Origin of the sequence: Nocardioides sp. NPDC127514, from assembly GCF_040302125.1 — a bacterium.
Lineage (GTDB): Bacteria > Actinomycetota > Actinomycetes > Propionibacteriales > Nocardioidaceae > Nocardioides.
Map to the genome: position 1 here is coordinate 1 of NZ_JBEORF010000020.1, position 25,988 is coordinate 25,988.

A 25,988-nucleotide genomic window follows, 5' to 3' on the forward strand; every position below is an offset into this window, starting at 1 on the left:
ATCCCTTGCCGGTGGCGGTCTCCTCGGCGTCGGCCATGGTCATTGCGCGCAGGCCGGCGCCAGTAAATGGGCAGTTCGCTCCCGGACTACCCCCTCAACGACGAGCTCGCCTAGCCGCGGCGCAGTCGCGTGAACGCTCCGAGCACGGTCTGCTCAGAGAGGATGAGGTAGTCGCGCAGCTCCTCAGCGGCCGCAGGTCCTCCCTGCTCGAGGAAAGTCTCGAGCAGGGAGCGGTTGCGTGTCACGAACGGAGCGTGCAGCGCCTCGGGGTTGTCGATCTCGAGGAACGCGAGCCGCAGCTCGGCGGCGATGTCGCGGAACAGGCGCTCCAGGCGTGGGCTGTCGGCGAGGGCGACGATGGCGTCGTGGAACGCCATGTTAGCGGTGCCCACCGTGCGCCAGTCGCGCGCCTCGAGGCTGGTCTCGCTCTGTTCCACCGCCTCGCGCATCGCCATGACCGCGGGATGCAGCGGGGAGCCGGCGGCCAGCGCGGCCGGCTCGACGTAGCGCCGCGCCCGATAGATGTCGACGACGTCCGCCACGGTGGGGGAGGCGACCGAGACCCCGCGATGAGGTACGTGCTCGATGAGGCCCTGCTCGGCCAGCACGCGGAACGCCTCTCGAAGCGTGTTGCGGGAGACCCCGAGCTTCTCGGCGAGGGAGATCTCCGACAGCCGGGTGCCGGGCGCAAACTCGCCGTCGATGATCCGCCGGCGCAGGGCGTTCGTCAGGGTGTCCTCGACGTCGGGCATGACCGCATCCTAGGGGAATCGCATCCGCGGACAATCGAAACGTCATTTTAACAGTCGGGACTATTATTGTTGAACAATTGCTGCCATCCTGTACTACACCAAAGAGAGTGTGGCGGGAGCCACACAGCCCGTTGATGGCAGGAGTCCCCCATGACCGAGACGACCAGCGCCGAGCGCGCGAAGAGCTTCGCCCGTTCCCGCCGAGGACCCATCCTCGGCGCCATCTTCCTGATGGCCACCTCGGCCATCGGCCCCGGCTTCATCACCCAGACCGCGACCTTCACCGCACAGCTCGGCGCGGCGTTCGCCTTCGCGATCCTGGCCTCGATCCTGATCGACTTCGCGCTGCAGATGAACGTGTGGCGCATGATCACCGTCGCCGGCAAACGGGCCGGCGACCTTGCGAACGAGGCGGTGCCGTACTCCGGTCACCTGCTGGCGACGCTCATCGTGATCGGTGGTCTCGCGTTCAACATCGGCAACATCGCGGGTGCCGGGCTCGGCCTGAACGCCCTGCTGGGCATCGACCCGAAGGTCGGCGGCCTGCTCTCGGCGCTGCTCGCCATCGGCATCTTCGTGTACAAGCGGGCCGGTCGTGTCGTCGACATGGTCGTGCTCGTGCTCGGTCTGCTGATGATCGGGCTGACGCTTTTCGTCGCGATCGCCTCGCAGCCCCCGGTCGGTGACGCGCTGCGCCAGACCTTCGCGCCCGACACGCTCAACTTCGCGACCATCACCACGATCGTGGGCGGCACCGTGGGCGGTTACATCACCTACGCCGGCGCCCACCGCTACCTCGACTCCGGCCTGACCGGCCCCGAGCACGTCCCGGCCGTGCACCGTGCCTCGATGAGCGGCATCCTCGTCACCGGGATCATGCGCTACGTACTCTTCCTCGCGATCCTCGGCGTCGTGGCCTCGGGCGTCACCCTCGACTTCTCGAGCCAGGCGGCCAACCCGGCCGGCCAGGCCTTCGGCGCCGTGCTCGGTGACGCGGGCATCCGCATCTTCGGCGCGATCTTCTGGGCCGCGGCGATCACCTCGGTCATCGGCGCCGCGTACACCTCGGCCACCTTCATCTCGACCTTCTCGAAGAAGCTCGGAGCGGGGTGGCGGCTGCAGGTCGCGACGGTCGCCTTCATCGTGGTCTCCCTCGTCCTCTACCTGCTGATCGGCGCCGCACCCGCGGCTATCCTGGTCTTCGTCGGCGGTTTCAACGGTCTGATCCTCCCGATCGGCATGACGATCTTCATGTACATCGGCTGGTTCCGTCAGCGCGACGTCCTGCACGGCTACCGCTACCCGGTGTGGCTGCTGACCGTGGGCACACTCGCGACCCTGCTCAGCTGGTACATGGGCATCGTCTCGATCCGCCCGATCTTCGCCTTCATCGGCATTGGAGCGTGAGCACCATGAACGACATGGCAGCAACCATCGACCTGAACTCCGACCTCGGCGAGAACACGCCCGACCGGGTGGTCGCCGACGACGCGGCCATGCTCGCGATCGTCTCGAGCGCCAACGTCGCCTGCGGGTTCCACGCCGGCAGCCCCGAGGGGATCCGTACGACGCTCGCCGACGCCGTGGCCAACGGCGTCACGATCGGCGCGCATCCCGGCTACCGCGACTACGAAGGTTTCGGACGCCGCGCCATGGACATCGACTCCGCGACGCTGCAGGCGCACGTCGAGTACCAGCTCGGCGCGCTGATCGGCCTGACCTCGTCGGTCGGCGGCGCGGTCCGCTACGTGAAGCCGCATGGTGCGCTCTACAACACGATCGCCCGCGACGAGCGACAGGCGCGTGATGTGGTCGCCGCGGTCAAGGCGGTCGACCCGTCCCTCGTGCTGCTCGGGCTCGCGGGCGGCGTCGTGCTCGACGTGGCCGACGCCGCCGGGCTCGCGACGGCCGCGGAGGCCTTCGCGGACCGGGCTTACACGCCCGGCGGCGAGCTGGTCTCGCGAGCCGAGCCGGGTGCCGTGCTGCACGACGCCGACGCGGTCGCAGCCCGCATGCTGCGACTCGCGCGCGAGGGTGTGGTCGAGGCGATCGACGGCACCGACGTCGCCATCCGTGCCGACTCGATCTGTGTGCACGGCGACAGCGACGGGGCGATCCGGATGGCTGCCGCGACCCGGGCCCTGTTCGAGGCCGAGGGCATCGTGATCGCTCCGTTCGCCGGAGCCGCCGCATGACCGCGAGCATCACCCAGCTCGCCGCGGCTCGCGCCGCGCGTACCTCCTACCGGGCGGGCGAGGTCGCGCCGACGAGCGGCGTCGCCCACGGCCTGGTGCAGGCCAACCTGATCTCCGTGCCGGCCGACTGGGCCTTCGAGGTGCTGCTCTTCGCGCAGCGCAACCCGAAGCCGTGCCCGGTGCTCGAGGTGCTCGACCCGGGCGCCTACGAGTCGACCCTGGCGCCCGGATCCGACCTGCGCACCGACATCCCTGCATACCGGATCTGGCGTGATGGTGTGCTCACCGAGGAGGTCACGGACGCGAGCGTGGCGTGGGAGGAGCACCCCGATCTGGTCTCGTTCCTGATCGGCTGCAGCTTCACCTTCGAGGCCGGCCTGGCCGACGCCGACATCCCGATCCGCCACCAGGAGCTCGGCCGCAACGTGCCGATGTACCGGACATCCCGCCCGTGCGCCCCCGCCGGACGCCTGCGCGGCGACATGGTGGTCTCGATGCGCCCGATCCCCGCTGACCGCGTCGCCGATGCCGTACGCATCTCCGGTCGGTATCCGGCGGTGCACGGTGCGCCGGTGCATGTCGGTGATCCGGCGTCGCTCGGGATCGCCGACCTGGCCGCTCCCGAGTTCGGGGACCCGCCGGAGGTGCGCGACGGTGAGGTACCGGTGTTCTGGGCCTGCGGGGTCACGCCGCAGGCCGCGATCATGGACTCGCGCCCGCCGTTCGCGCTCACCCACGCGCCCGGTCACATGTTCATCACCGACGTACGGGATGCGGAGTATCTGGCGTGAGGCGCGTTCTCATCGCATCGGACCAGGCGCTGCTGGTCGAGGAGGAGGACCTCGAGGGCGCGATGCGGCTGCACGCGGCGCTCGTGGCCGCACCGCCGACCGGCGTCGTCGAGCTGGTGCCTGCCGCCAGGACGGTGCTCGTCCGGTTCGATCCGACGCTGGTCGACGAGGTCAGCCTCGCGAAGGAGCTGGGTGGGGTCGAAGCCGTCCACGGTGGCCTCCCGACCGCTGGTTCGGTGACGATCGGCGTGCGCTACGACGGGCAGGACCTCGACGAGGTCGCCGACCTGCTCGGGGTCAGCGCCGAGCAGGTCGCCGCGCGCCACGCGGCCGCGACCTGGCGGGTGGCGTTCACCGGCTACGCGCCCGGCTTCGGCTACCTCGTCGGCGACGACCCGCTCTTCGACGTACCGCGGCGGTCCTCTCCACGCACCCGGATCCCGGCCGGCTCGGTCGGGCTCGCCGGGACGTTCTCGGGCGTCTACCCGCGGGAGAGCCCCGGCGGCTGGCAGCTGATCGGGCGTACGGACGCGCCGATGTGGGACCTGCACCGGGATCCACCCGCCCTGCTCGCGCCCGGGATGACCGTGCGGTTCGAGCGGCTCGAGCGGGAGTCGGTCGCGGTGACGGCGTCCGCTCCCTCGGCCGACGCCGCGGAGCACCCCTTCGCCGTCGAGGTCGTGCGCCCCGGCCTGCAGCTGGTGCTCGAGGACCTCGGCCGCCCGGGCCATGCCGCGCTCGGTGTCTCCGCGTCGGGAGCGGCCGACCGCCGCGCCCTGCGGGCCGCGAACCGCGCCGTGGGGAACGCTCCGGGAGCGGCAGGTTTCGAGCTGGCCGGTGGCGGTGCGGTCCTGCGCTTCACCGGTCCCGCGGTGGTGGCCCTCGCGGGCGCCCCCGCCGAGACGACGATCGTACGCACCGACGGCCCGCCGCTCCCCGTCGAGCACGGCGCCGCCACCGCGCTCGAGGACGGCGAGGAGCTGCGTCTCGGCGCGGTGAGCGCCGGCCTGCGCGCCGTGATCGCGGTGCGTGGCGGCCTGGATCTTCCGCCGGCGCTCGGCAGCCTCTCCAGCGACACGCTCGCGGGCCTCGGCCCCGGCGACCTCGGCGGACGGCCCTTGCGCACGGGCGACGTAGTCCCGCTGTTGGGGCCCGCGGCCGCGCCGTACGCGGTCGACCCGTGCCCGGCTCCCGTCGTCCCACTGCCCGCACCCGGTGACACCGTCGAGCTGCGCGTCGTGCTCGGCCCGCGCGAGGACTGGTTCACCGAGGCCGGCCTGCGCACCCTCGTCGAGCAGGAGTGGACCGTCACGCCCCGCTCCGACCGCGTCGGCGTACGTCTCGAGGGCGCCGTACCGCTCGAGCGAGACGTCGCCGGCGAGCTGCCGAGCGAGGGGGCGGTGACCGGAGCGATCCAGGTGCCGCCCGACGGCCAGCCCGTGCTGTTCCTTCCGGACCACCCGCTCACCGGCGGCTATCCGATCATCGGCGCGGTCATCGCCCGCGACCTGGACCTGGCCGGTCAGCTGCCGCCCGGCGTCCGCATCCGCTTCCGACCCATCGGGCCCACCGTGCCCGTCGGGTCGACCACCGAGACCCGAGGAGACTGACATGCGCAGGGTGCTCATCGCCAACAGGGGAGAGATCGCCGTCCGCGTCGTGCGGGCGGTTGCCGAGGCCGGCCTCGTGTCGGTCGCCGTCTACGCCGACCAGGACGCCGACGCGCTGCACGTGCGTCTTGCCGACGAGGCGTACGTGCTCGGCGGCGCCACCGCCGCCGAGTCCTACCTCAGCATCGAGTGGCTGATGGCGGCGGCGCAGGCCTCCGGCGCCGACGCGGTGCATCCGGGCTACGGGTTCCTCTCGGAGAGCGCCGAGTTCGCGCGCGCCGTCGAGGCCGCCGGCCTGATCTGGATCGGACCCAGCCCCGAGAGCATCGACAGCCTCGGCGACAAGATCACCGCCCGCCGGATCGCGCAGAGCGTCGGCGCCCCGCTGGTGGCGGGCACCGACCGGCCGTTGGAGTCGGCCGACGAGGCGGTCGCGTTCGCCCGTGAGCACGGGCTCCCGATCGCGATCAAGGCCGCCTTCGGTGGTGGCGGCCGCGGTCTGAAGGTGGCCCGCGAGCTCGACGACGTCGCCGACGCCTTCGACTCCGCCTCGCGCGAGGCGCTGGCCGCCTTCGGTCGCGGTGAGTGCTTCGTCGAGCGGTTCCTGGAGCGTCCGCGGCACATCGAGGCGCAGGTGCTCGGCGACGGCACCGGGCACGTCGTGGTCGTCGGCGACCGGGACTGCTCGCTGCAGCGACGCAACCAGAAGCTCGTCGAGGAAGCACCCGCGCCGGGGCTCACGGACGAGCAGCGCCGTCGCATCCACGACGCCGCCCGCGACATCTGCGCGGCGGTCTCCTACCGCGGGGCCGGGACCGTCGAGTTCCTGATGGGCGAGGACGGAGTGATCTCGTTCCTCGAGGTGAACACCCGACTCCAGGTCGAGCACCCGATCACCGAGGCCGTCACCGGCGTCGACCTCGTCGCCGAGCAGCTGCGGATCGCCGCGGGTGAGGGCATCTCCTTCGCGGAGACCCCGGCGCCCTCGGGCCACGCGATCGAGCTGCGGATCAACGCCGAGGACCCGGGCCGCGGCTTCCTGCCGAGCCCCGGCGTCGTGACCGGCCTGCGGGCTCCCTCCGGTCCCGGCGTGCGCTGGGACGCCGGGATCGAGGCGGGGGATACGGTGCAGAGCGCCTTCGACTCGCTGATCGCCAAGCTGATCGTGCATGCGCCGAACCGGGACACCGCCGTCGTACGTGCCCGCCGCGCGCTCCGCGAGCTCGAGGTCGAGGGGGTCGCGACCGTCGTACCCTTCGCCCGCGTCCTGCTAGACGACCCGGCGTTCTCGACCGCCGGGTTCGCTGTGCACACGCAGTGGATCGAGACCACGCTGATGCCGCGCCTGGAGGCGCAGCGGCGACCCGAGCCGGCGCCCGTGCAGCCGCTGCGACGGGTGCCGATCGAGATCGACGGACGCCGGGTGATGCTCGGCCTCCCCGACGATCTGCTCCGGGGGATCGCGGCAGGCGGGACGACGGCGGCCGAGGTCGGACCGGCAGCTGCCGTCGCGGACCCGGCCGTGCTCGAGGCCACCGTCCCGGGCGTACTCGTCGACTGGCTCGTTCCCGACGGCGAGCAGGTCACCGAGGGCCAGGACGTCGCGGTCATCGACGCCATGAAGATGGAGACCCGGGTCGCCGCACATCGTGCGGGCGTGCTCTCCCGCGGCACCGACGTGGGAGGCACGGTCGCGATCGGGGACGTGCTGGGGAAGATCGACCAGGCCTAGATCGACCAGGCCTAGATCGAGCAGGCCTAGATCGAGCAGGCCTAGCCTGTGTGAGCCAGGATCGCGGGGACGACCCGGTCCCAGGTCGAGGGCGGGGGCGGCTCGTGACCGACGCCGTCGAGGACGAGGAGGGTCGCGTCGGGGATGTCGCGGGCCAGGATCTCGGCATGCCCGATCGGGAAGAGCGGGTCGCGGGTGCCGTGGATGACCAGCGTCGGGGCGGCGATGTCGGCCAGCGTCGCCTCGATCGGCTCGCCGTCGCTCATCGCCTGGTGGTTGGCGAAGCTCGGCCGCATGTCCGGCGTGCGGCGTACGACCCGCTCGATCACCGCCCGCATCCTGGCCTCGTCGAAGCCCTCCGGCACGAACGCTCGCTGGTCCTCGACGAGCATCGACACCAGAGCCTCGTGGTCATCGGGATCCGGGACGGTGGTGGTGGCTGCCTTCGCGAAGAAGTCGGCCAGCTCCTCGCCGATGGGCGGCAGGTCGGGTACGCCGTCGAAGGCCGGTGAGGTCTCGTCGAGGATCAGCGTCTCGACCCGATCCGGATAGAGCACCGCCGCACACTGGGCCATCGCCCCGCCCATCGAGATGCCGAAGATGTGGGCCTTGTCGAGGCCGAAGGCGTCGAGGAGCGCCGGGATGTCCGCGATCATGTCGCGCCCGGTGTAGCCCGGCTCTCCCGGCGGCCAGGTGGTCGAGCGGCCGGTGTCGCGGTGGTCGTAGCGGATCACGAACCTCCGGCCCGCGGCCAGCGCCCGGCAGAAGTCGTCCTCCCAGTAGTCCATCGAGGCGCTCATCCCACCGACGAGCAGGATCGGCGGGTCCGCAGGACTCCCGAACGTCTCGACGCACAGCTCGATCCCGTTGACCGCCAGTGTCAGTTCGCCCATGGCGACCAGCAAACGGGCGGGTCCGAGCCGCGTCAAGCGCTTAAGGCGTGGCGTACGTGTCGATCTCGGCGCGCAGCCGGGCCTTGAGGTCGTCGGGTGCGTAGGAGACGTCGACGGCGGCGCGGGCGAGGTCGGCGATGCCGGCGGTGTCGAGCCCGAGGAGGTCGGTCGCGATCTCGTACTCCTGGTTGAGCGTGGTCGCGAACATCGGCGGGTCGTCCGAGTTGATCGTGACCGGCACACCGGCGTCGACGAACGTCTTCAGCGGGTGCTCCTCGAGCGTCGCGACGGCGCCGGTGGCGACGTTGGAGGACGGGCAGACCTCGAGCGGGATCCGGTGCTCGGCGAGGTGGGCGAGCAGGGCGGGATCCTGGGCCGCCGAGGTGCCGTGGCCGATCCGCTCGGCCTTCAGCACGGTCAGGGCGTCCCAGATCGTCTGCGGGCCGGTGGTCTCGCCGGCGTGCGGCAGCGAGCGGAGCCCCGCGGCGCGGGCTGCGTCGAAGTGCCTCTCGAACTGCGGCCGGGGAACCCCCACCTCGGGCCCACCGAGGCCGAATCCGACGAGGGCCTCCGGGCCATGGTCGGCGGCGTACGCCAGGGTGGCATCGGCCGCCGGGATCCCCGACTCACCCGGGATGTCGTAGATCCAGCGCAGCGTGATCCCGAAGTCGCGCTCGGCGCCCACCCGGGCGTCCTCGAGCGCCTCGGTGTAGGCCTCGATCGCCATCCCGGTGTGCCCGGTCCCGGCGGGACGCTCGGCCAGATCCGGGCGTACGGACGTGTACGGAGTGCAGGTCAGCTCGGCGTAGCGCACCTGCTGGGTCTGCGCGAGGTCGCGCGCGATCTCGTAGGTCAGATAGCGGATGTCCTCGGGGGTCCTGACCAGGTCCACGACCGACAGATAGACCTCGATGAAGTGCGCGAAGTCGCTGAACGTGAAGTACTCCCGCAGCAGCTCGATGTCCGCCGGCACCGTCCCGGGATGCCGCGCCGCCAGCTCCGCGACGATCCGCGGCGAGGCCGACCCGACGTGGTGGACATGCAGCTCAGCCTTGGGCAGCCCGGCGATGAAGGTCTTCAGGTCACTCACGCCCTCGATCCTCACACGCGGGTTCGCCCTCCCGCGACTCCCTTTCCGCTCGCATGGCCCGAACTCAGAGTGCATCGGAGGGACGTTGCCTGGGCGAACGAAAATTCGTTCGCCGGGCAGCGTTGCGTTCGGAGCCGCGCGAACGAATTTTCGTTCGCCCGGTGGATCGAAGTCGGCTACGCGCCGCACCCCTTGACCGGCGCGGTCAACGAGTGCGGTTCATGCCACAGCCGAAGTAGGTCGGTGCACCTAGACAGCGTAGAAGACCTTGTCTGGCCATACCCCTGTGGCTCTGGCCTCCTTGTACGCCTTCATCAGGATCTTCGCTGCAGCCGAGTCGAGGTCGGAGTCAGCAGCAGAAAGGCGCGCCTGTACCTCTGACTTGGCGATTTCCACCTCGCCCGAACGTTCGGCTCCGGGCCACTCGAACGCGTACTTGATGGACTGATCGTCCTCGAAGACCTTTTGCCCCTCAACGAGCATGCCCATTATTTTCAGCCCTACCTCTCGCTCTCAGTTAGATCGGACCAGATCGAGGCTAGGGTGATGGCATGCGGGCGATCCACCACTGGGACCTCTGGGTCGACGACTTCGAGACCGCTTCGGGGGAGTGGGGCTGGCTCTTCGGCGAACTCGGCTGGGAGGCCGGCGAGAAGGGCCACTTCTGGGAGGCGCCGGACGGGACGTACGTCTTCATGGAGCACTCCAAGGACCAGCACGGCACTCAGGACCGACTCCGCCCCGGCGTCAACCACATCGCGTTCATGATCGACGACCGAGACCAGCTCGACAGGATCCGGGCTGCGTCGACCGAGCACGGCTGGCACGAGATGTACGCCGACCGCTACCCGCACGCAGGCGGCGACGAGCACACGGCGCTCTACCTGGAGAGCTCTGAGGGGTTCGAGGTCGAGATCGTGCTGGAGATCGAGGACCTCACGGCCTAGCGGTAGTCGTCCCCGTCGTCGCTGTCGTCGATGATGTGGATGGCGGCCTCCTCCGCGGAGGCGCCTGCGCCGTCGATGCCAGCATCGATCCCGTAGAGCTCCGACTCCGCGTCCTCGCCCTCACCACGGTCGGGGTCGACCAGCCGTCCCGCTCGCTGGTTGCCGACCTCGCGGCCGTCGGGGTCGTCGCTCTCCTCGGCATCGTCGTACTCGACCGCGTACGGATCCGGCTCCGGCACCTCCTGGTGGACCCGCTGGTCGATGCACTCCCGGTGCTCCTCCTCCCAGGGCGTGTTGCCGTAGTCGGTGGAGTAGTGGTCGGCGGTGACGATGCCGTGGTCGAGCTCGTCGCGCACCTCACCTTCGAGAACCTCCCCGGAGAGCGCGTCCTCCCCGGTGATCTGGTCCTCGTCGTCGACACTGTAGTCGCCGTAGTTCTCGCGCGATTCGCTCACTTGAGTCTCCTGATCGGCCGGGCATTGGGGTCATGACGGCCCCCTTCGGTAACGTTAACCCGGTCCGGTATGGAGTGGAACCGGACGGAAATATACGACGCGGGGATCGACCAAGGGAGCAGACCAGATGGCGCCTCGCGCCCGATTGGCGGTGGCGGCCGTTGCCGTGCTCGCCGGCGCCTCGATCGCACTCGGCGCGATGCCTGAGTCGGCCGGTCCGCTGGGGTCGTTGGGGTCTCTGGCCGGGAACGCCTTCGCGCGCGACAACGAGGGTGTGGTGCCCTCGACGCCGACATCGACGCCCGACTGGGCGCCCTACTCGACCCCACCCAACATCCTCATGATCACGGCGGACGACCTCGCCTACGAGGATCTCGAGTTCATGCCCCACACCCGCAGCCTCCTGGCCGCGCAGGGCACCTCGCTGACCGAGGCGATCGCGCCGACGCCGATCTGCGTGCCGGCCCGTGCGTCCCTGCTGACCGGGCAGTACAGCCAGAACCACCACACCGTCACGATCAACGGCGAACGCGGTGGCTACGAGTCGATGGACCACACCGGCACGCTGCCCGAGGCGCTGCAGGACGCCGGCTACGACACCCTCTTCGCCGGCAAGTACCTCAACGGCTACGGCCTCAACGGAACGGCGAAGGACGTGCCGCCCGGGTGGACCGACTGGCGGGCGACGACCGACATGTCGACCTACAACTTCATCCGGCCGCGGATCAACCACAACGGCAAGCTCACGACCTACAACCGCTACACGACGTACGTCATGCGGGACCAGGCCAACGAGATGATCTCGGCGCCGGAGCGCGCCGACAAGCCGTGGTACATGTGGCTCAACTACGTGGCACCGCACCACGGCGGGCCCGACGAGCCGGAAGACCCGGAGGGCACCAGCACGACCCGGCCGGCGGAGGAGGACAAGCACTCCTTCGACGGACTCGAGCTGCCGGACACTCCCTACATGTTCCGCACCCCGACCGATGCGCCGCGGATCTCGGCCTCCCGCAAGTACTTCGACGCGCAGGGCCGCGCCGAGCTGCGGATCGCGCACGAGCAGCGGGTGGAGGCCGTCCAGTCGCTCGACCGCGCGGTCGCCAGCCACGTACTGCGTCTGCAGGAGACCGGCCAGCTCGACAACACGATCATCATCTTCTCCTCGGACAACGGCTACACCACCGGCGGCCACAACATCAACGGCAAGCTGATGCACTACCGCGAGACGCAGCGGATCCCGGTGATCCTGCGCGGCCCGGGCATCCCGGCCGGCCGGACCCTGGCCACCGGCGTCGGCAACCCCGACATCGCCACCACGATCATGGCGGTCGCCGGCGCCGAGCCGGGGCGGACCCAGGACGGCGTCAACATCATGCCGTGGCTCGAGGCACCCGCGCAGAACCGGGTGATCCCGCTCTCCGCCTGGCGGGTCAACGACGGCTACAAGCAGATCTACTCGGGGATCCGCTTCGGCGACTGGACCTACGCCCGCTTCTCCGACGGCAGCGAAGAGCTCTACAACCTGGCCGACGACCCCTACCAGATCCGCTCGCTCGCGCTGCTCCCCGAGTACGCCGACGAGCTGGCCGAGCTGCGTGGGCTGAGCGAGAAGTACGCCGACTGTGCCGGTGCCACCTGCCCGAAGGAGTTCTACCCCGCCGACTGATCGTCCAGGTCGGCCGCGCAGCGGAACCCCAGGTTGCCAGCGGTCGAGTCGGACGGGCTGCTGGAGCGCGCCGAGAGCCGGTAGCGGTGGCAGTAGGAGTCGTGGCAGAGGTAGGAGCCGCCGCGCATGACCCGGGTCAGGCCCTCGGCCGGGCCCCGCGGGTCGGATGAGGAGCCCCCGGAATCGGGAGAGCCGACGAGGTCGGCGTAGTAGGTCGGCGAGAACCAGTCCGCGCACCACTCCCAGACGTTGCCGATCATCTGGAACAGCCCGAAGCCGTTGGGTTCGTACGTCCGCACCGGCGCTGTCGTGACGAACCCGTCGTCGGCGGTGTTGGTGTCCGGGAAGACTCCCTGCCAGACGTTGGCGTGGTGGGCGCCGTCCTGCTCCAGCTCGTCGCCCCACGGGAACCGGGAGCCGGCGAGACCGCCGCGGGCGGCGTACTCCCACTCGGCCTCGGTCGGCAGCCTGGTCCCGGCCCAGTCGCAGTAGGCCAGCGCGTCGTCGTGGGAGACGTGCACCACCGGGTGGTTGCCGCGGCGGCCGACGTTCGAGCCTGGGCCCTCCGGGGCCCGCCAAGACGCGGCGCGTACGCCGAGCCACCAGGGTGCCTCGGGCGAGCGGCCCAGGATGTCGCGGGGCGAGCCGTCGAAGGCCAGGTGGAAGACGGCAGAGAAGCCCTCTCGCTCGGCTGTGGTGACGTGGCCCGTCGCCTTCACGAACCGGGCGAACTCCTCGTTGGTGACCGCGGTCGCGTCCAGCCGGAAGCCGGGCAGGTCGACCGGGTGCACCGGACCTTCGCCGTCGGCCTGGTAGCCCTCGCCGAACGAGTCCCCGGCGGCGTACGTCCCACCGGGGAGGTCGACAAGGGTCCGGCGGCGCTTGCGGGGCAGCGCCGGCGGGCGCTGGGCCGGGTCGGGGCTGGGTCCACGGGTCGCGCCGAAGGTGAGGTCGGAAGGCACGCCCACCAGCCTACGAGCCGGCGTACGTCGCCTTCAGACTGCCTGCGCTCGCCACGACCTTCCCCTTCTTGCCGGTGACCATGAGGCCGGGCGTACGGGCCTTTCCGTTGGCGTCCGCCTTGATCTTGACCGTGCAGGTCGGCTTCTTGCCGGCGCACTTGAAGTCACCCGTCGGCCGGTAGGTGACCGTCATCGTCTGGTTGTCCGCCAGCCCCTCGACGTAGGCCGCCATGTAGGTGCACTTCGGCTTTCCCTTCGGGCAGGAACGCTCGACCGTGTGCCACTCCATCCGGGCCGCAGCCGCCTTGCCGCAGAGCTTGGCCGGCTCGCCGGCGCGGACCGTGCCCCAGGCGTACGTCACCTTGGTGGTCGCCTGCACGCACGCCTCGGTGCCACCCTTGGCGACGGGCAGCGTGTAGGTGAGCTCCGGGTCCTCCCCGGCGGTCGGCTGCGTGGCGCCGTCGTCGATGGAGGCGATGCCGGAGGTGACCGCCGGGGCGGTGACCTTCAGCGTGACCTCGCGGTAGCCCGCGGCGGCAGCGCCGGTCGGCGCCTCGGGTGTGCGGGCGTAGCAGCTGTCGAGGTGGGTGATCGCGTCGACGTTCTTGGCGGCGAGGTCCTCGTCGGTGAGCCGCAGGTTGGTGACGGCCAGGACCCCGGCGATCGCCGGTCGCCCGACCTCCCGCAGGCATCGGGGGTCATCCAGCGTCCAGGCCTCCGCGACCTGCCTGCTCCAGCTGTTGGCGCCACCGTCGGCGCAGTCGAGCAGTTCCGTGTACCACTGCGAGCCCAGCGCCGATGGCCACTCGCCGGCGTAGCTGAACCCGCTGCCGGCCTTGGCCACGACTCCGGCGCGGGTGAGCCCCGCGCTGCCCTTGTCTTTGACCACGGCCTCCGCTGCGCAGCGGATCTGCTCGGGGTCGGCCCAGGCCGGGGTGTCGCCGGCCAGGGCGAGCGTGCGCGCGACATCCTTCTCGTTGCCGCGCAGCGGACCGATCTCACCGGTGAAGTAGGCCCACGCCGAGGTGCCGAGGAAAGCCACCGCGACGAGTACGCCGACGCTCACGAGCCAGCGCAGCGCCAGGCGTACGGGGCGGCTCCGGTCACGCCGCCGCCGTGGCAGCGGGGGCAGCCCGAGCCGACGCCGACGGGCCTCCTCGGCCGCCGCGTTGGCGAGCTCGGTGGGTTTCGGTTGTTGTTGAGCGGTGCTGCCGGTGGGGTCGGACATCTCACTCCCTCGAGACGGTTCAGCGAGGATCGTAGAGGGTAGTCCCTTCAGATACCCCCTGCCACTCCCGATCGAGACCTGAGGGGCGAGCAATGACTGGAAATATGTTCATGTGACCGATATTTTGATCATATGAACCTCAGTGACCCCTTTGGGGGTGTCATCCCCGGTGCCAGGGGTGCAGTGCTGGCCGCCCTCCTTCGCACAGGGCAAGAGCTGACAGGCCGGCAGGTGCACGGCCTGGTCGGCCGCTACAGCCTCGGGTCGGTTCAGGATGCCCTCAAGGCTTGGGAACGGCTTGGAGTCATCGAGTCGCGCCCCGTTGGCCGAGCGTACGTCTATCGGGTCGAGGAGGCCCACGTCGCGGTCGGCCCGCTTCGTGCGCTGCTCGACCCGCTCTCGGCATTGACGGCGATCGTCAGCCAGATCGTCGGCGACAGCGTCGAGTCTGTGATCCTCTTCGGATCAGTCGCTCGAGGCGAGGCGAACGATGACAGCGACATCGACCTCGCGGTGATCGCGACCGAGCCCTGGGACCGGCGCGCAGACCTGCGCGAGGCGATCCGAGCCGGAACAGGCAACGAAAGCGACATCCTGCTGTTTACACCCGCCTCGTTCTCGGAGGCTGTCGACAGAGGCGAACCGGTCGTCTCCGACATCGTCAGGGACGGGGTCGCTCTCATTGGTCGCAAGCCCCGCCGTCGCAAGAGGTCTGCCTGATGGTCACCGCCGAGCAGAGGAACTACGCCAAGGCGTTCCTGCAGAAGGCAGAGGAGTACGTCGAGTCGGCCGAGGACAACCTTGACCTGGAGCGCTACACGCCCGCCGCCGGTGACGCCATCCACGCCGGCATCAGTGCCAAGGATGCGATTGTCACGTCGCTGACCGGCGCGACCGGCAAAGCCAAGGATCACGCGCGAGCGGCCAAAGAGCTCTCCGAGGCGCTCGGAACCCGCGCCGAAGGAAAGCCTGCCGAGCGAGCGCTGCGCGAGCTCATATCCACGAAAGGTGACGTCGAGTACGGAGTCGAGCTCGTCACCGCGACAAAAGCTGAGACTCTGGTGCGTCGAGCGCGCATGCTCGTCGACCTCGCCACCTCGATCGTTCGCCTCGGTCGCTGACCGCGTCTATCGCACGAGGTCGTGTCGTAGGCGTACGCCGAACTCGACGAGCTGTTGGAAGTGCTCCCTCATCCCCTCGACGGGCGGGTTCACCGGAACCTCTCCGAGGTGTTCCAGCGCAGCGTCGAGGAACATCGTCGCGTTTTCCTCGTACTCGTCCGCTCGAAGGCGGTTCGATCTGAGAGTCTCGACTGCCGCGTCGCCTGCGATCAGGACAGCTGCCGTGCACAGGGGAGCGGCTGTCAGGTCACCGTCGCAACGAGCAAGCGAGAAGAGGACGTCGTCGGTGATCTCGTCGGGGTCGCATGCGAGGCTGAGCCAGGCGCCCATCACGACTGGCCGCCAGGGGAGATGACCTGGAGCAACGCCGGTGACATGGGTCAGCAGGGCGGCGCGATCTGGCGACTCAGCTGCAGCCTCGTACCACGCATCGACCGTCAGCGAGCCGCCCCGCAGAAGCGCCCTCACTTGCGTGGGCGTCGCCTTCCGTCCGGCACGGATCAGCTTTCGGTACGTCCTCTTGTCCAGCCAGGTCGCATTCGAACCCATCATCTTCAGGTAGAACGGCGCGACGAGTCGTCGCTCCACTCGCCGTAGGTTCATCGCGTCCCGTACAGCGTCGTCCGTTCGCGTACGTCCCGGCCGATACCGTGGCCGATCTCTTGGAGCTCGGCCACGGTCTTGGCCGAGCCGTGCTCCGAGCCCGCCATCCGGGAGATGGTCTCCTCCATCAGCGTGCCGCCGAGGTCGTTGGCGCCGGCCTGGAGCATCGCCCTGGTGCCGTCGATGCCGAGCTTGACCCAGCTCGTCTGGATGTTGTCGATGCGGCCGTGGAGCATGATCCGCGCGAGCGCGTGGACGGCGAGGTTGTCGCGCATGGTCGGGCCCGGGCGGGCTGCGCCGGCGAGGTAGATCGGGGCGCTGGTGTGGACGAAGGGGAGGGGTACGAACTCGGTGAATCCGGCGTTTCCGTGCTCGCGGGCCTTGTCCTGGATGCCGGCGAGGACGCGGAGGTGACCGACCCAGTGGCGCGGGTTGTCGACGTGGCCGTACATCATCGTCGAGGTCGTCGGGATGCCGACGCGGTGAGCGGTGGAGACGATCTCGATCCAGGTCTTTGCGGGCAGCTTGCCCTTGGTCAGCACCCAGCGGACCTCGTCGTCGAGGATCTCCGCGGCGGTGCCGGGGAGCGAGCCCAGCCCGGCCTCGCGGACCTTGATCAGGAAGTCCTCGATGGAGAGGCCGGTGCGGGAGGTGCCGTTGACGATCTCCATGGGGGAGAAGGCGTGCACGTGCATCTCGGGCACCCGCTGCTTGACGGCCTGGACGAGGTCGAAGTACGCCGTCGAGGGGAGCTCGGGGTCGATCCCGCCCTGCATGCACACCTCGGTGGCGCCGAGGTTCCAGGCCTCCTCGGCGCGGTCGGCGACCTGGTCCAGATCCAGGGAGTACGCATCCGCGTCGGTCTTGCGCTGGGCGAAGGCACAGAACCGGCAGCCGACGTAGCAGACGTTGGTGAAGTTGATGTTGCGGTTGACGACGTACGTCACGGTGTCGCCGTTGACCTGCCGGCGCAGGTCGTCGGCGAGCTTGGTGACCTGGCGCAGCAGGTCACCCTCGGCGGTCATGAGGGTCAGTGCGTGCTCGTCGGAGAGGTTGCCGGGGTCCTTCTCGGCGGCGGCGAGAGCCTCGTGTCCCTCGGCGTGGAGTACGGCCGGAGCACCGGTCGCGGTGGCCGCCTCTCGGACGGCGTCCCAGTCGCCGTAGACCGTCTCGAAGTCGTCCCTGCGGTCGTTGGTGCGGCCGGTGGTGTCGACCGAGGCGTGCAGGTCGACCCGGCCGGCTGCGGTGAAGCCACCGTCGGGCTCCTGCCACGGACGACCCTCGGGCCGAATACCGTCACGGGCCAGCCCGTCCTCGTCGGCGAGTGCCTCGACGTGGGAGAGGACGCGCGGGTCGATCCAGGCCTGCCCGTCGCGCAGGGTGCCGTTGACGTACTCCGGGTGGACGGTCAGCCGCGGCCGCAGCTGGAATCCGGCCTCGGCGCTGACCTGGCGCAGCGCGTCCAGCGAGGGCCAGGGGCGCTCGGGGTTGACGTGGTCGGGCGTCAGCGGCGAGACGCCGCCCCAGTCGTCGATCCCGGCGCCGAGGAGCGCCCGGCACTCGTCGAGGTCGACCAGGTTGGGTGGCGCCTGGATCCGGGCCTTCGGTCCGAGGACGATCCGAGTGACCGCGATCGCGGCCAGATACTCGTCCAGCCCCAAGTCGTCGACGTGGCGCATCGCGGTCGACGGCTTGGCCCGGAAGTTCTGCACGATGATCTCCTGCAGCCCGGCGTACGCCTTGTGCACCTTCCGCAGCGCGAAGATCGTCTCCGCGCGCTCGGTGAGGTTCTCGCCGATGCCGACCAGCAGCCCCGAGGTGAACGGGATCGAGAGCCGACCCGCGTCCTCGAGCACCCGCAGACGCACCGCGGGGTCCTTGTCGGGCGAGCCGAAGTGGGCCTCGCCCTTGGTCTCGAACAGCCTCCGCGACGTGGTCTCGAGCATCATCCCCATCGAGGGGGAGACGGGCTTGAGCCGGTTCATCTCCTCCCATGACATCACCCCGGGGTTGAGGTGGGGGAGCAGCCCGGTCTCCTCGAGCACCCGGATCGCCATCGCGCGCACGTAGTCGAGGGTCGACTCGTAGCCGCGGGACTCGAGCCACTCGCGGGCCTCGGGCCACCGGTCCTCGGGCCGGTCCCCGAGGGTGAACAGCGCCTCCAGGCAACCGAGCTTCGCGCCCTCGGCGGCGATCTCCAGGATCTCGTCAGGGCTCAGGTAGGGCTCGCGGCCCTCACGCTCGGCCTGCCCCGGCGTCTCCACGAACGTGCAGTAGTGACATCGGTCCCGGCACAGCTTGGTGACCGGGATGAAGACCTTGGGAGAGTACGTCACCGTCTCGGGTCGCCCGGCCGCGACCAGCCCGGCGTCGCGTACCTTCGCCGCGGCGGCGGTCAGCCGTTCGAGGTCATCGCCCCGGGCCGCGAGGAGTGCCGAAGCCTCCGCCACGTCCAGGGCTGCGCCGCGTTCGGCCCGGGCCAGCGCCCGGCGGATCTGCTGAGGTGTCGGCTGCTCGCTCATCATCAAGCAGCCTAGTAGGCACCGCCCAGTTGTCGAACTAGTTGTCGATCTGGGCGCTCGCTCCGGGGGCGGTGGCGACGAACTTGGCGTTCCAGTCCTGGGGGCCCGACCAGTCGACGATGACACCCTTGCCGTCACCGCCGGGGGTGCCCGGCCAGTCACACTTCTTGGCGCCGCACTTGCCCCCGTTGAGGGTGAGCTTCACGTTGAACTTCTTGCCCGGCTGGAAGCCTTCGAAGCTGAGCCGCCAGGTGTTACAGGCGATCTTCTGCTTCGTGTAGACGGGGTCGGTGCACTTGTCCTGCTTGGTCCACTCGAGCTTCTTCGCCGCAGCCCGGCCGCAGGACTCGGCGTCGGTCGCCTTCTCGGTGCCCCAGGCGAAGGTGACGGTGGTCTTGACCGCGATGCAGCCCTCGACGCCACCCTCGGTGACGGGCAACTCGTAGGTGGAGCCCTTGAGCTCCTCGTAGCTGCTGCTGCCCTTCTTGGCGATCCCGATCACCGACTGGCCGCCGGGAGCGGTGGGCTCCTGGACGTCGAAGTCGACCTGCATGTAGGCGGCCTTGGGAGTCACCTTGGCGCCGAGCGCGTCGGCCTTGACGTAGCACGCGTCGAGGGCCTCGACGGCCTTCTCCTTGGCCGGGCCGGCAGCGCCGGGGTCGCCGTCCTTGAGGAGGTCGCCGACCGCGAGGAGGCCGGCCATGGAGGTCTTGTCGACCTCCTTCTCCATGCAGCGGGTGTCGCCGACCTTCCAGTTGTCGCCGATCTCGGTCGCCCAGGACTCGGTGCAGTCGAGCAGGCCCCGGCTGAAGTTCATCGCGTCGTCCGCGGGCCATTCGCCGGTGTAGGTCCAGTCGTCGCCGGCGTCCACGACGCCGTGGGAGCGCAGCTCGGCCGCGGGGACCTTCCCGACCAGGGTCTCGGCCGCGCAGGTCATCTGGTCCTCGGTGGCCCAGCCCGGCTTCGGTACGCCACTGGCGATCGCCTCGGCCGCCTTGGCGTCGTCGCCGTGGAGACCGAAGATGCCGAAGCCCTGGGTGAAGATGCCGACGCCGAGCAGCAGAACCGCGGCGACCCCGCCACCGACGATGGTGTAGAGCTTCTTCTTGTCGCCGGAGTTGCCCTGGCCGGCGTTGGAGTGGTGCGAGGGCAGCCACTCGGGCTGGCCGCCGCCGGCGCCGGTGTTTCCGGTCGAGGACGCGGCCGCCGCGGCGGCAGCGGCCTGGGGCAGGCCCTTGCCGCTGTGCACGACCGTGGAGTCGGTCTCGTTGGCGAGCGGGGCGGGAATCGGGGTGCCTTCGCCCGGGCGCTTGACGATCGTCGGCTGAGCCTCGGCCTCGGGGGCGTCGGCGCCGGCCCCGGAAGTGCCGTCCGCGGTGGTGTCCCAGGTGACCCCGGGGCGGGAGCCGAGATCGGCAGCGGCCGCTCCGGCGACACCGCCGATGACACCACCACCGAGACCGGACTCCTCGAGCCGGTCGGCGGCCTTGTCGAGCGCCTTGGAGAGCTCGGCCGCGGTCCGGAAGCGGTTCTCGGGCTTCTTCGCCAGCGCCCGCTGGATGATCGGGTTGATCAGGTCGGCGCCGGGCGTCGAGGCGGGCAGCCGCGGCACCGGGCTGTTGATGTGGGCGCTCATCAGCTCGAAGTCGGTGCCGGTGTAGGGCGCCTTGCCGGTCAGGCAGGCCCACAGCAGACAGCCAGCGGCGTAGATGTCGCCCGCCGCGGTCGCCTGCTCACCCATGTGACGCTCGGGCGACATGTAGGGCAGCGAGCCCACCACCGAGCCGGCCCGGGTCACGTTGGAGTCGCCCTCGGTCGCGATGCCGAAGTCGGTGAGGTAGGGGACGAGCTCGCCCTCCTGGCGCTCCCACAGGAGCACGTTGGACGGCTTCACGTCGCGGTGGACCACGCCGGCGCGGTGAGCGTCGAAGAGGGCGTCGCTGACGTCGCCGACCAGGCGCAGCGCCTGGACGGTCTCCAGCGCCCCCTTGGTCTTCAGCCAGCCGTGCAGGTCGCCATCGGGGACGTACTCGGTGACGAGGTAGACGGTGCCCTCGACCTCGCCGTATTCGATGATCTGAACGATGTTGCGCGAGCGCAGCTTGGCCAGGATGTTGGCTTCCCGCTCGAAGCGGGTGATGAAGTCCTTGTCGACCGTGAGCGAGGGCAGCACCAGCTTCAGCGCCACCTTGCGTCGCAGTGCCGGGTCCTTCGCCTGGTAGACGACACCCATGCCACCTTGACCCAGGACCCGCTCGATCACGTAGCGACCGAACTGCTCGCCTTCCTGGGGGAACGCAACCATCTTTAGAACCTCGCCCTGATTTTTTTACCCGATTCCAGACCTCTGCCGAAACCCTAGCGTCCCCTTAACGATCGTCGTGCGGCAACGCCACGGGCGAGACCAATTGTTAAGACGCTCGTTCGGTTGGACTAGTTCGGGAGGACGGCCTTGAGCCCGTCGACCTCGGCGGTGAACCGGTCCTTCCAGCCCTTCGGAGCGGTCCAGTTGGTCCAGGTGCCACTCGGCTTGGTGACGAAGGCCGTGTCCGAGCACGACCCAGAGGCCGACCGGCAGTCCCCGCCGTTGAGCTTCAGCTTGATGGTGACGCTGGAGAGGAGCTCGTAGCCCTCGTAGTGGAGCGTCCAGGAGCTGCACGGGGCGTACTTCGGCTGAGCGCACGACTTGTCCTTCGTCCACCACAGCCGGCGGTCCTTCGCCTTCCCGCAGGCCTCGCTCTCGCTGGTCTTGGTGGTGCCCCAGGGATAGTTGATCGAGGCCTGGAAAGTCGCGCAGCCCTCCTGGCCGCCTTCGCGTACGGGGATGTTGATCTTCCCGTCGGTCACCGGGGCCCACTCCGAGGAGTCGGCGGACTTCGCCTGCACGACCACCTCGCTGCCCTCGACGGTCGGCGAGGTGACCGCGAAGTCGACGCCGAGCACGGCCGGGGTGGCCGTCGCGGCCGGTGCAGTGAGCTCGTCGCTGACGTAGCACTCGTCGAGCGCGGCGACGGCCTTGTCGGCCTGCTTCGTGACGCCGGCGTCCTCGACCTCCATGACCTGGGTGGTGATCAGGCCGGCCATCGCAGTCTCGTCGACGTCGCCGAGGCAGTCGGTGTCGGTCAGTGCCCACTCCTTGCCGATCGCCTTGCTCCAGTCACCCGCGCAGGAGAGCAGACCCTCGGCGTACGTCGTCGCCTGCTGTCCCCGCCACGCGCCGGTGTAGCTCACCGACTCGCCAGAGATCTGGATCAGCCCGGCCTTGCGCAGGGCGTCGCTGCGCTCGTCCTTGACCAGCTGCTCGGCGGCACACGTGGCGTCCCCGGCCGAGGCCCAGGCCGGCTTCGGCGCGTCCGCGGCGATCGCCGCCACCGCCTTCTTGTCCTCCGCGCTCAGCGGGCCGAACCCGAGACGCCCGGTGAAGAACGCCCAAGCCCCGGTGCCGAGCAGCGCGACGAGCACCACCGCGCCCGCGGCACCGAGCCCGATCAACAGTCCCTTGTTGCTCTTCTTCTGCTGTTGGTGGTGCGGCGGCAGCCCGTAGGCCGAGGCGTACGCAACCGGCGGCTGCCCCGGAGGCGGCCCGTAGCCGCTGGGCGGTGCCGCCGGCATCGCCGTCGTGGGTGGCGGCGGGGGCGGTGCCGTCGGCGGCTGAGCAGGCGGGGGCGAGGAGGGAGGGGGCGACGACGGGGGAGGCGACGACGGGGGAGGCGGAGGAGGCGGCGGGGTGGGGCGCGCGCTGGGGATCCGGGTCGCGTCCGGGTCGATGGGGTTCGCCGGCTCAGGCGCCGGAGGCGGCGTGGGCCGCGGCGTACCCGGTCTCGTCTTGTCCTGGTCGTCTGGCCCCATGTCGCACGCCCCGCATGTCAGTGAAGTGGAGCGACTGGGCCGAGCGACCCGAGTCGTAGGGCACATCGTAAAGACACTTCGCCGAATTCGCAGCCGGGGCCTCAGTACTGGCCTGGATACCGGCCGGGGTCGCGCGGCCGGCGCTGCTGCGGTGGCTGGCCCCGGAGGTCCCGAGGGGGCCGCGGGCCGCGCATGGGCGGGGGTTGGCGGAGCTGGTGATCGATCTGCTGGCGGGGGTGGTGATAGGCAGGGGCCATCGGCCGCCCGACGGCCGCCGGATGCGGCGAACGAATTTTCGTTCGCCCGCGCGCGAGTCGGCTCGGCCACCAGATGATGTCGCCCAGATCGAGGTTGATGGCGGTCACCAGGATGGAGCGGACCACGAGGGTGTCGAGGAGTACGCCGAGGGCGATCGCCAGGCCGATCTCGATGAAGCTCACGTGCGGCAGCGTGGTGAGCACGGCGAAGGTGGCGGCCAGGACGACGCCGGCGCTGGTGATGACGCCGCCGGTGGCCGAGAGCGCGACGAGCGAGGCGCGCCGGGTGTCGCCGTGCTCGACGGCCTCCTCGCGGACCCGGTGCATCAGGAAGATGTTGTAGTCGATGCCCAGCGCGACCAGGAACACGAAGACGAACAGCGGGAACTCGCGCCCCTGTCCGGCGAATCCCATCGCGTCGAAGATGATCGCCGAGAGGCCGAGCGCGGCGCCGAAGCTGAGCACGACCGTGGCCATCAGCAGCAGCGGGGAGAGGACCGAGCGGAGCAGGATCATCAAGATGATCAGCACCAGCCCGAGCACCAGCGGCATCACGACCTTGGTGTCCCGGTCGGTCGCCGAGGCCATGTCGAGCTGGATCGCTGCGGTGCCGGTGGCGAGCGCGTCGGCGCCGTCGACGGCGTGGACGACGCCGCGTACGTCCTCGACGGTGTCGAACGACGCCTTCGACATCGGGTCGGTGGCCAGCGGGACCGCGGTCAGCGCGACCTCGTGGGTGCCGTCGGTGACCGGGGTGACGCCCTCGTAGCCGGCCTTCGTGAGCGCCTCGACGACGTCCTTCTCGGTGCCCGGGGCCGAGACGACCTGGATCGGGTTGGAGGGGTCACCGAGGTCGTGCTCCTCGAGTACCCGGTCGCCGATCAGCGACGGGAAGTCCTTGGTGTAGGTCTCCGAGCTGTCCAGCGTGGTGATGTTGAGCATCGAGAGCCCGCCGCAGCAGGCCAGCAGCACCGCGGCGGTGCCGATCCAGACCGCCCGAGGCCGCTTCCGGATCCAGTCGCCGAGCCGCGCCCAGATGCCGCTGGACTTCTCGCCGGAAGTGCCGTACGCCGGCTTGACCGGCCAGAACACCCAGCGACCCGTGATCACCAGCAGGGCCGGGAGCAGGGTCAGCATCACGACCAGGCCGGCGACGATGCCGATCGCGCAGACCGGGCCGAGGCTGGCGGTCGACCCCATGGTGGCGACCATCAGGCCGAGCATGCCGACGGTGACCGTGCCGGCCGAGGCGATGATCGCGGGGGCCGACCCGCGCAGCGCGGCCGCCATCGCCTTGTGCCGGTCCTCGTGGCGGCCCAGCTCCTCGCGATAGCGGGCGATGAGCAGCAGCGCATAGTCGGTGCCCGCGCCGAAGACGAGCACGTCGAGGATCGCCCGGTTCATCTGGTTGAGGGTCAGCCCGGCGTACATCGCGCAGAGATAGACGACCCCCATCGACACGACCAGTGCGACCAGCACCGAGACGAGCGGGAGGAACCACAGCACCGGGCTGCGGTAGGTGATCAGCAGGATCACGATGACCACGCCCGCGGCGGCGTAGAGCAGCGCGCCGCCGATGCCGGCGCCGGCCTCCATCTGGTCGGCCGTGGAACCGCCCGCGCCGCCGATGTAGACGTCGACGCCGTCGATCTTCGTCATCTCGACCAGGTCGTCGCGCAGCTCGAGCAGGGCGGTCGGGTCCTCGTCGGCATAGTTGACCACGAGCGAGACGGTGGCGACCTCGCCGTCGGCGGAGACCAGTCCGTGCTTCTGGCCCTTCTTCTCGCCGGTCGGATAGGCGATCGCCGGCATGACCGGCTGATCAGGCTTGCTCTCCTGGGTCACCACGCCATCGAGCGACGCGATCTCCGGGATCTGCAGCACGATCGCGGTGTAGTCGGACTTCGTCAGGCCGCCCTCGCGGTGGTAGACGATCGTGGTGGTCAGGTCGTCGGGGTCCTGCACCTTGGCGAGCTCGTCGATCGCCTGGGTCGACTCCGCGTTGGCCGGGAGCCAGTCGGAGTTGTCGTGGGACTCGACATCGCCGAGCTTGCCGGTCAGCGGACCCATCAGGACCAGCATCACCAGCCAGAAGCCGAGCACGACCCACTTGGTGACGGGCCCGGTGATGGCGCTGACGATCCGCTCAGACATACGTCCATGCAACCAATGCCCGTGGGGGCAGCGTCACAGCGGGACGTCCGGGCCGGCCGTGGGTGTAAGCGAGTTCACAGCCGGCCGAGCCGACTAGGCCAGCCACTCCTTGACCTGGGCGATGGACGCGAGACCGTCGGTGCCGAAGGCGGGGGTCACCTGGAGGCTGGTCACTCCGGCCTCCTGGAACGCCGCGATCCGCTCCTTCACGAACGACTCCGGTCCGACCAGGTTGCCGGCCTCGAGCCAGGCGTCGGGGACCTCGGCCTCGGCGTCGCGCTTGTGGCCGTCGAGGTAGAGGTCCTGGATCTTCTTGGCCGCGTCCCCGAAGCCGTACTTCACGGCCATGTCGTTGTAGAAGTTCTTGCCGCGGGCGCCCATGCCGCCGACGTACAGGGCCAGCAGCCCGCGCATCGTGTCGCGGTGGCGCTTGGCCTCGTCGGGGTCGTCCGTGATCGCGAGCAGGCCGCCGGCGGAGATCTCCAGTGGCTTCAGGTCGGGCGAGCGCTTGGCCAAACCCTTGTCGATGGCCTCGCCCCAGACGTCGCGGGCCTTGTCGGGCAGGAACTGGAACGGCAGCCAGCCGTCGGCGATCTCGGCGGTCATGGCGACGTTGTTGTCACCGAGCGCGGCCACCCAGATCGGGGTGTCGGCACGCTCGGGCCTGTTGAGCAGCTTGAGCGGCTTGCCGAGGCCGGTGCCCTGGTCGGCCGGCAGCGGGATCTTGTAGAGCCCGTCGCTCTTCAGCCGCTCGCCCCGCAGGCCGGCGCGCAGCAGCCCGATGATCTCGCGGGTGCGGGCCAACGGCTTGTCGTACGCGACCCCGTGGAAGCCCTCGATGACCTGGGGCCCGCTCGCGCCGAGGCCCAGGATCGCGCGGCCGCCGGAGACGTTGTCGAGACCGGCCGCGGTCTGGAGCAGCGCTCCCGGCGTACGGCTGTAGATGTTGAGGATGCCCGCGCCGAGCTCGACGGTCTCGGTCTTCGCGGCCAGGTAGCCGAGCAGCGAGACCGCGTCGAAGCCGTACGGCTCGGCGACCCAGAGCTGGTCGAGCCCCGCCTTCTCCAGGCCGACGACCTGGTCCGCGGTCTCGCGCGGGTTGCCGAAGTAGGTCAAGGGCATCGCAAGCTTCATACTGGGCTGCTTCATGTTGGGGAG

22 protein-coding genes are annotated in these 25,988 nt (G+C 70.1%); 9 read left to right on the plus strand and 13 right to left on the minus strand.

The annotated features are described in order from the left end of the window. Window positions 1-110: 110 nt before the first annotated feature. Window positions 111-752, minus strand: coding sequence for a GntR family transcriptional regulator (locus ABTX24_RS16750; RefSeq protein ID WP_160025291.1), 642 nt, complete (start codon window positions 750-752; stop codon window positions 111-113). A 150-nt stretch (window positions 753-902) separates the two neighbouring features. Here ABTX24_RS16750 and ABTX24_RS16755 point away from each other — a divergent pair, with 150 nt between their 5' ends. From ABTX24_RS16755 to ABTX24_RS16775, 5 genes are read left to right on the plus strand one after another with little or no spacing between them, the layout of a single operon-like run. Further along, entirely contained in the window at window positions 903-2,159 is a 1,257-nt protein-coding gene (locus ABTX24_RS16755; RefSeq protein ID WP_350841075.1) for an NRAMP family divalent metal transporter, read from the plus strand. A gap of 14 nt (window positions 2,160-2,173) precedes the next feature. Next, the gene (locus tag ABTX24_RS16760) at window positions 2,174-2,947 is read left to right on the plus strand and encodes a LamB/YcsF family protein (RefSeq protein ID WP_350841077.1); all 774 of its coding nucleotides are present in this window, start codon (window positions 2,174-2,176) and stop codon (window positions 2,945-2,947) included. Continuing rightward, window positions 2,944-3,738, plus strand: coding sequence for a putative hydro-lyase (locus ABTX24_RS16765; protein WP_350841079.1), 795 nt, complete (start codon window positions 2,944-2,946; stop codon window positions 3,736-3,738). The genes ABTX24_RS16760 and ABTX24_RS16765 overlap by 4 nt, the downstream gene beginning before the upstream one ends. Continuing rightward, window positions 3,735-5,348, plus strand: a complete 1,614-nt coding sequence (locus ABTX24_RS16770; protein WP_350841081.1) for a 5-oxoprolinase subunit B/C family protein — start codon at window positions 3,735-3,737, stop codon at window positions 5,346-5,348. The genes ABTX24_RS16765 and ABTX24_RS16770 overlap by 4 nt, the downstream gene beginning before the upstream one ends. Before the next feature lies 1 nt (window position 5,349). Continuing rightward, complete coding sequence (locus ABTX24_RS16775; RefSeq protein WP_350841083.1) at window positions 5,350-7,080, plus strand: acetyl/propionyl/methylcrotonyl-CoA carboxylase subunit alpha; 1,731 nt, start codon at window positions 5,350-5,352, stop codon at window positions 7,078-7,080. Window positions 7,081-7,121: 41 nt separating this feature from the next. Here the strand turns inward: ABTX24_RS16775 and ABTX24_RS16780 are convergent, their stop codons facing one another. From ABTX24_RS16780 to ABTX24_RS16790, 3 genes are all read right to left on the minus strand, one after another. Further along, window positions 7,122-7,973 (minus strand): alpha/beta fold hydrolase, encoded by an 852-nt coding sequence (locus ABTX24_RS16780; protein WP_160025286.1) that lies wholly within the window; start codon window positions 7,971-7,973, stop codon window positions 7,122-7,124. 40 nt (window positions 7,974-8,013) lie between these two features. After that, on the minus strand, window positions 8,014-9,063 hold the full coding sequence (locus ABTX24_RS16785; protein WP_350841085.1) for an adenosine deaminase: 1,050 nt from the start codon (window positions 9,061-9,063) through the stop codon (window positions 8,014-8,016). A gap of 249 nt (window positions 9,064-9,312) precedes the next feature. Further along, the gene (locus ABTX24_RS16790) at window positions 9,313-9,546 is read right to left on the minus strand and encodes a hypothetical protein (RefSeq protein WP_350841087.1); all 234 of its coding nucleotides are present in this window, start codon (window positions 9,544-9,546) and stop codon (window positions 9,313-9,315) included. 68 nt (window positions 9,547-9,614) lie between these two features. On the opposite strand from ABTX24_RS16790, the gene ABTX24_RS16795 reads away from it, so the two are divergent. Beyond that, window positions 9,615-10,010 (plus strand): VOC family protein, encoded by a 396-nt coding sequence (locus ABTX24_RS16795; RefSeq protein ID WP_350841089.1) that lies wholly within the window; start codon window positions 9,615-9,617, stop codon window positions 10,008-10,010. Here ABTX24_RS16795 and ABTX24_RS16800 read toward each other — a convergent pair. After that, the gene (locus tag ABTX24_RS16800) at window positions 10,007-10,465 is read right to left on the minus strand and encodes a DUF5709 domain-containing protein (RefSeq protein ID WP_350716767.1); all 459 of its coding nucleotides are present in this window, start codon (window positions 10,463-10,465) and stop codon (window positions 10,007-10,009) included. The two genes, ABTX24_RS16795 and ABTX24_RS16800, sit on opposite strands and share 4 nt — an antisense overlap. Before the next feature lie 127 nt (window positions 10,466-10,592). Here ABTX24_RS16800 and ABTX24_RS16805 point away from each other — a divergent pair, with 127 nt between their 5' ends. Further along, a complete protein-coding gene (locus tag ABTX24_RS16805) occupies window positions 10,593-12,134 on the plus strand; it encodes a sulfatase-like hydrolase/transferase (RefSeq protein WP_350841091.1) in 1,542 nt (513 codons plus the stop codon). Here ABTX24_RS16805 and ABTX24_RS16810 read toward each other — a convergent pair. Both ABTX24_RS16810 and ABTX24_RS16815 read right to left on the minus strand, forming a co-directional pair. Next, window positions 12,119-13,096, minus strand: coding sequence for a formylglycine-generating enzyme family protein (locus ABTX24_RS16810; RefSeq protein ID WP_350841093.1), 978 nt, complete (start codon window positions 13,094-13,096; stop codon window positions 12,119-12,121). The two genes, ABTX24_RS16805 and ABTX24_RS16810, sit on opposite strands and share 16 nt — an antisense overlap. 10 nt (window positions 13,097-13,106) lie before the next feature. Next, on the minus strand, window positions 13,107-14,324 hold the full coding sequence (locus ABTX24_RS16815; protein WP_350841095.1) for a hypothetical protein: 1,218 nt from the start codon (window positions 14,322-14,324) through the stop codon (window positions 13,107-13,109). A 132-nt stretch (window positions 14,325-14,456) separates the two neighbouring features. Between ABTX24_RS16815 and ABTX24_RS16820 the strand changes: the two genes are divergently transcribed. Beyond that, window positions 14,457-15,044, plus strand: a complete 588-nt coding sequence (locus ABTX24_RS16820) for a nucleotidyltransferase family protein (protein ID WP_350841097.1) — start codon at window positions 14,457-14,459, stop codon at window positions 15,042-15,044. Further along, the gene (locus ABTX24_RS16825; RefSeq protein ID WP_350841099.1) at window positions 15,044-15,445 is read left to right on the plus strand and encodes a HEPN domain-containing protein; all 402 of its coding nucleotides are present in this window, start codon (window positions 15,044-15,046) and stop codon (window positions 15,443-15,445) included. The genes ABTX24_RS16820 and ABTX24_RS16825 overlap by 1 nt, the downstream gene beginning before the upstream one ends. A gap of 6 nt (window positions 15,446-15,451) precedes the next feature. Here ABTX24_RS16825 and ABTX24_RS16830 read toward each other — a convergent pair whose 3' ends face one another. From ABTX24_RS16830 to ABTX24_RS16855, 6 genes are all read right to left on the minus strand, one after another. Then, window positions 15,452-16,033 (minus strand): hypothetical protein, encoded by a 582-nt coding sequence (locus ABTX24_RS16830; protein WP_350841101.1) that lies wholly within the window; start codon window positions 16,031-16,033, stop codon window positions 15,452-15,454. Between the two features lie 11 nt (window positions 16,034-16,044). Further along, complete coding sequence (locus ABTX24_RS16835; RefSeq protein WP_350841103.1) at window positions 16,045-18,570, minus strand: bifunctional FO biosynthesis protein CofGH; 2,526 nt, start codon at window positions 18,568-18,570, stop codon at window positions 16,045-16,047. A 37-nt stretch (window positions 18,571-18,607) separates the two neighbouring features. Further along, a complete protein-coding gene (locus tag ABTX24_RS16840; RefSeq protein WP_350841105.1) occupies window positions 18,608-20,875 on the minus strand; it encodes a serine/threonine protein kinase in 2,268 nt (755 codons plus the stop codon). Between the two features lie 128 nt (window positions 20,876-21,003). Further along, on the minus strand, window positions 21,004-22,182 hold the full coding sequence (locus ABTX24_RS16845) for a hypothetical protein (RefSeq protein WP_350841106.1): 1,179 nt from the start codon (window positions 22,180-22,182) through the stop codon (window positions 21,004-21,006). 338 nt (window positions 22,183-22,520) lie between these two features. Beyond that, window positions 22,521-24,830 (minus strand): MMPL family transporter, encoded by a 2,310-nt coding sequence (locus ABTX24_RS16850; RefSeq protein ID WP_350841108.1) that lies wholly within the window; start codon window positions 24,828-24,830, stop codon window positions 22,521-22,523. A 93-nt stretch (window positions 24,831-24,923) separates the two neighbouring features. Beyond that, entirely contained in the window at window positions 24,924-25,979 is a 1,056-nt protein-coding gene (locus tag ABTX24_RS16855) for an LLM class F420-dependent oxidoreductase (RefSeq protein WP_350841110.1), read from the minus strand. Window positions 25,980-25,988: the final 9 nt, after the last annotated feature.

Excerpts from the sequence above, each read along its gene's own strand:
- ABTX24_RS16750 (WP_160025291.1), bottom strand. The coding sequence starts at position 752 with ATGCCCGACGTCGAGGACACCCTGACGAACGCCCTGCGCCGGCGGATC.
- ABTX24_RS16755 (WP_350841075.1), top strand. The coding sequence starts at position 903 with ATGACCGAGACGACCAGCGCCGAGCGCGCGAAGAGCTTCGCCCGTTCC.
- ABTX24_RS16760 (WP_350841077.1), top strand. The coding sequence starts at position 2,174 with ATGGCAGCAACCATCGACCTGAACTCCGACCTCGGCGAGAACACGCCC.
- ABTX24_RS16765 (WP_350841079.1), top strand. The coding sequence starts at position 2,944 with ATGACCGCGAGCATCACCCAGCTCGCCGCGGCTCGCGCCGCGCGTACC.
- ABTX24_RS16775 (WP_350841083.1), top strand. The coding sequence starts at position 5,350 with ATGCGCAGGGTGCTCATCGCCAACAGGGGAGAGATCGCCGTCCGCGTC.
- ABTX24_RS16780 (WP_160025286.1), bottom strand. The coding sequence starts at position 7,973 with ATGGGCGAACTGACACTGGCGGTCAACGGGATCGAGCTGTGCGTCGAG.
- ABTX24_RS16790 (WP_350841087.1), bottom strand. The coding sequence starts at position 9,546 with ATGCTCGTTGAGGGGCAAAAGGTCTTCGAGGACGATCAGTCCATCAAG.
- ABTX24_RS16795 (WP_350841089.1), top strand. The coding sequence starts at position 9,615 with ATGCGGGCGATCCACCACTGGGACCTCTGGGTCGACGACTTCGAGACC.
- ABTX24_RS16805 (WP_350841091.1), top strand. The coding sequence starts at position 10,593 with ATGGCGCCTCGCGCCCGATTGGCGGTGGCGGCCGTTGCCGTGCTCGCC.
- ABTX24_RS16815 (WP_350841095.1), bottom strand. The coding sequence starts at position 14,324 with ATGTCCGACCCCACCGGCAGCACCGCTCAACAACAACCGAAACCCACC.
- ABTX24_RS16820 (WP_350841097.1), top strand. The coding sequence starts at position 14,457 with ATGAACCTCAGTGACCCCTTTGGGGGTGTCATCCCCGGTGCCAGGGGT.
- ABTX24_RS16825 (WP_350841099.1), top strand. The coding sequence starts at position 15,044 with ATGGTCACCGCCGAGCAGAGGAACTACGCCAAGGCGTTCCTGCAGAAG.
- ABTX24_RS16835 (WP_350841103.1), bottom strand. The coding sequence starts at position 18,570 with ATGAGCGAGCAGCCGACACCTCAGCAGATCCGCCGGGCGCTGGCCCGG.
- ABTX24_RS16840 (WP_350841105.1), bottom strand. The coding sequence starts at position 20,875 with ATGGTTGCGTTCCCCCAGGAAGGCGAGCAGTTCGGTCGCTACGTGATC.
- ABTX24_RS16845 (WP_350841106.1), bottom strand. The coding sequence starts at position 22,182 with ATGCCGGCGGCACCGCCCAGCGGCTACGGGCCGCCTCCGGGGCAGCCG.
- ABTX24_RS16850 (WP_350841108.1), bottom strand. The coding sequence starts at position 24,830 with ATGTCTGAGCGGATCGTCAGCGCCATCACCGGGCCCGTCACCAAGTGG.
- ABTX24_RS16855 (WP_350841110.1), bottom strand. The coding sequence starts at position 25,979 with ATGAAGCAGCCCAGTATGAAGCTTGCGATGCCCTTGACCTACTTCGGC.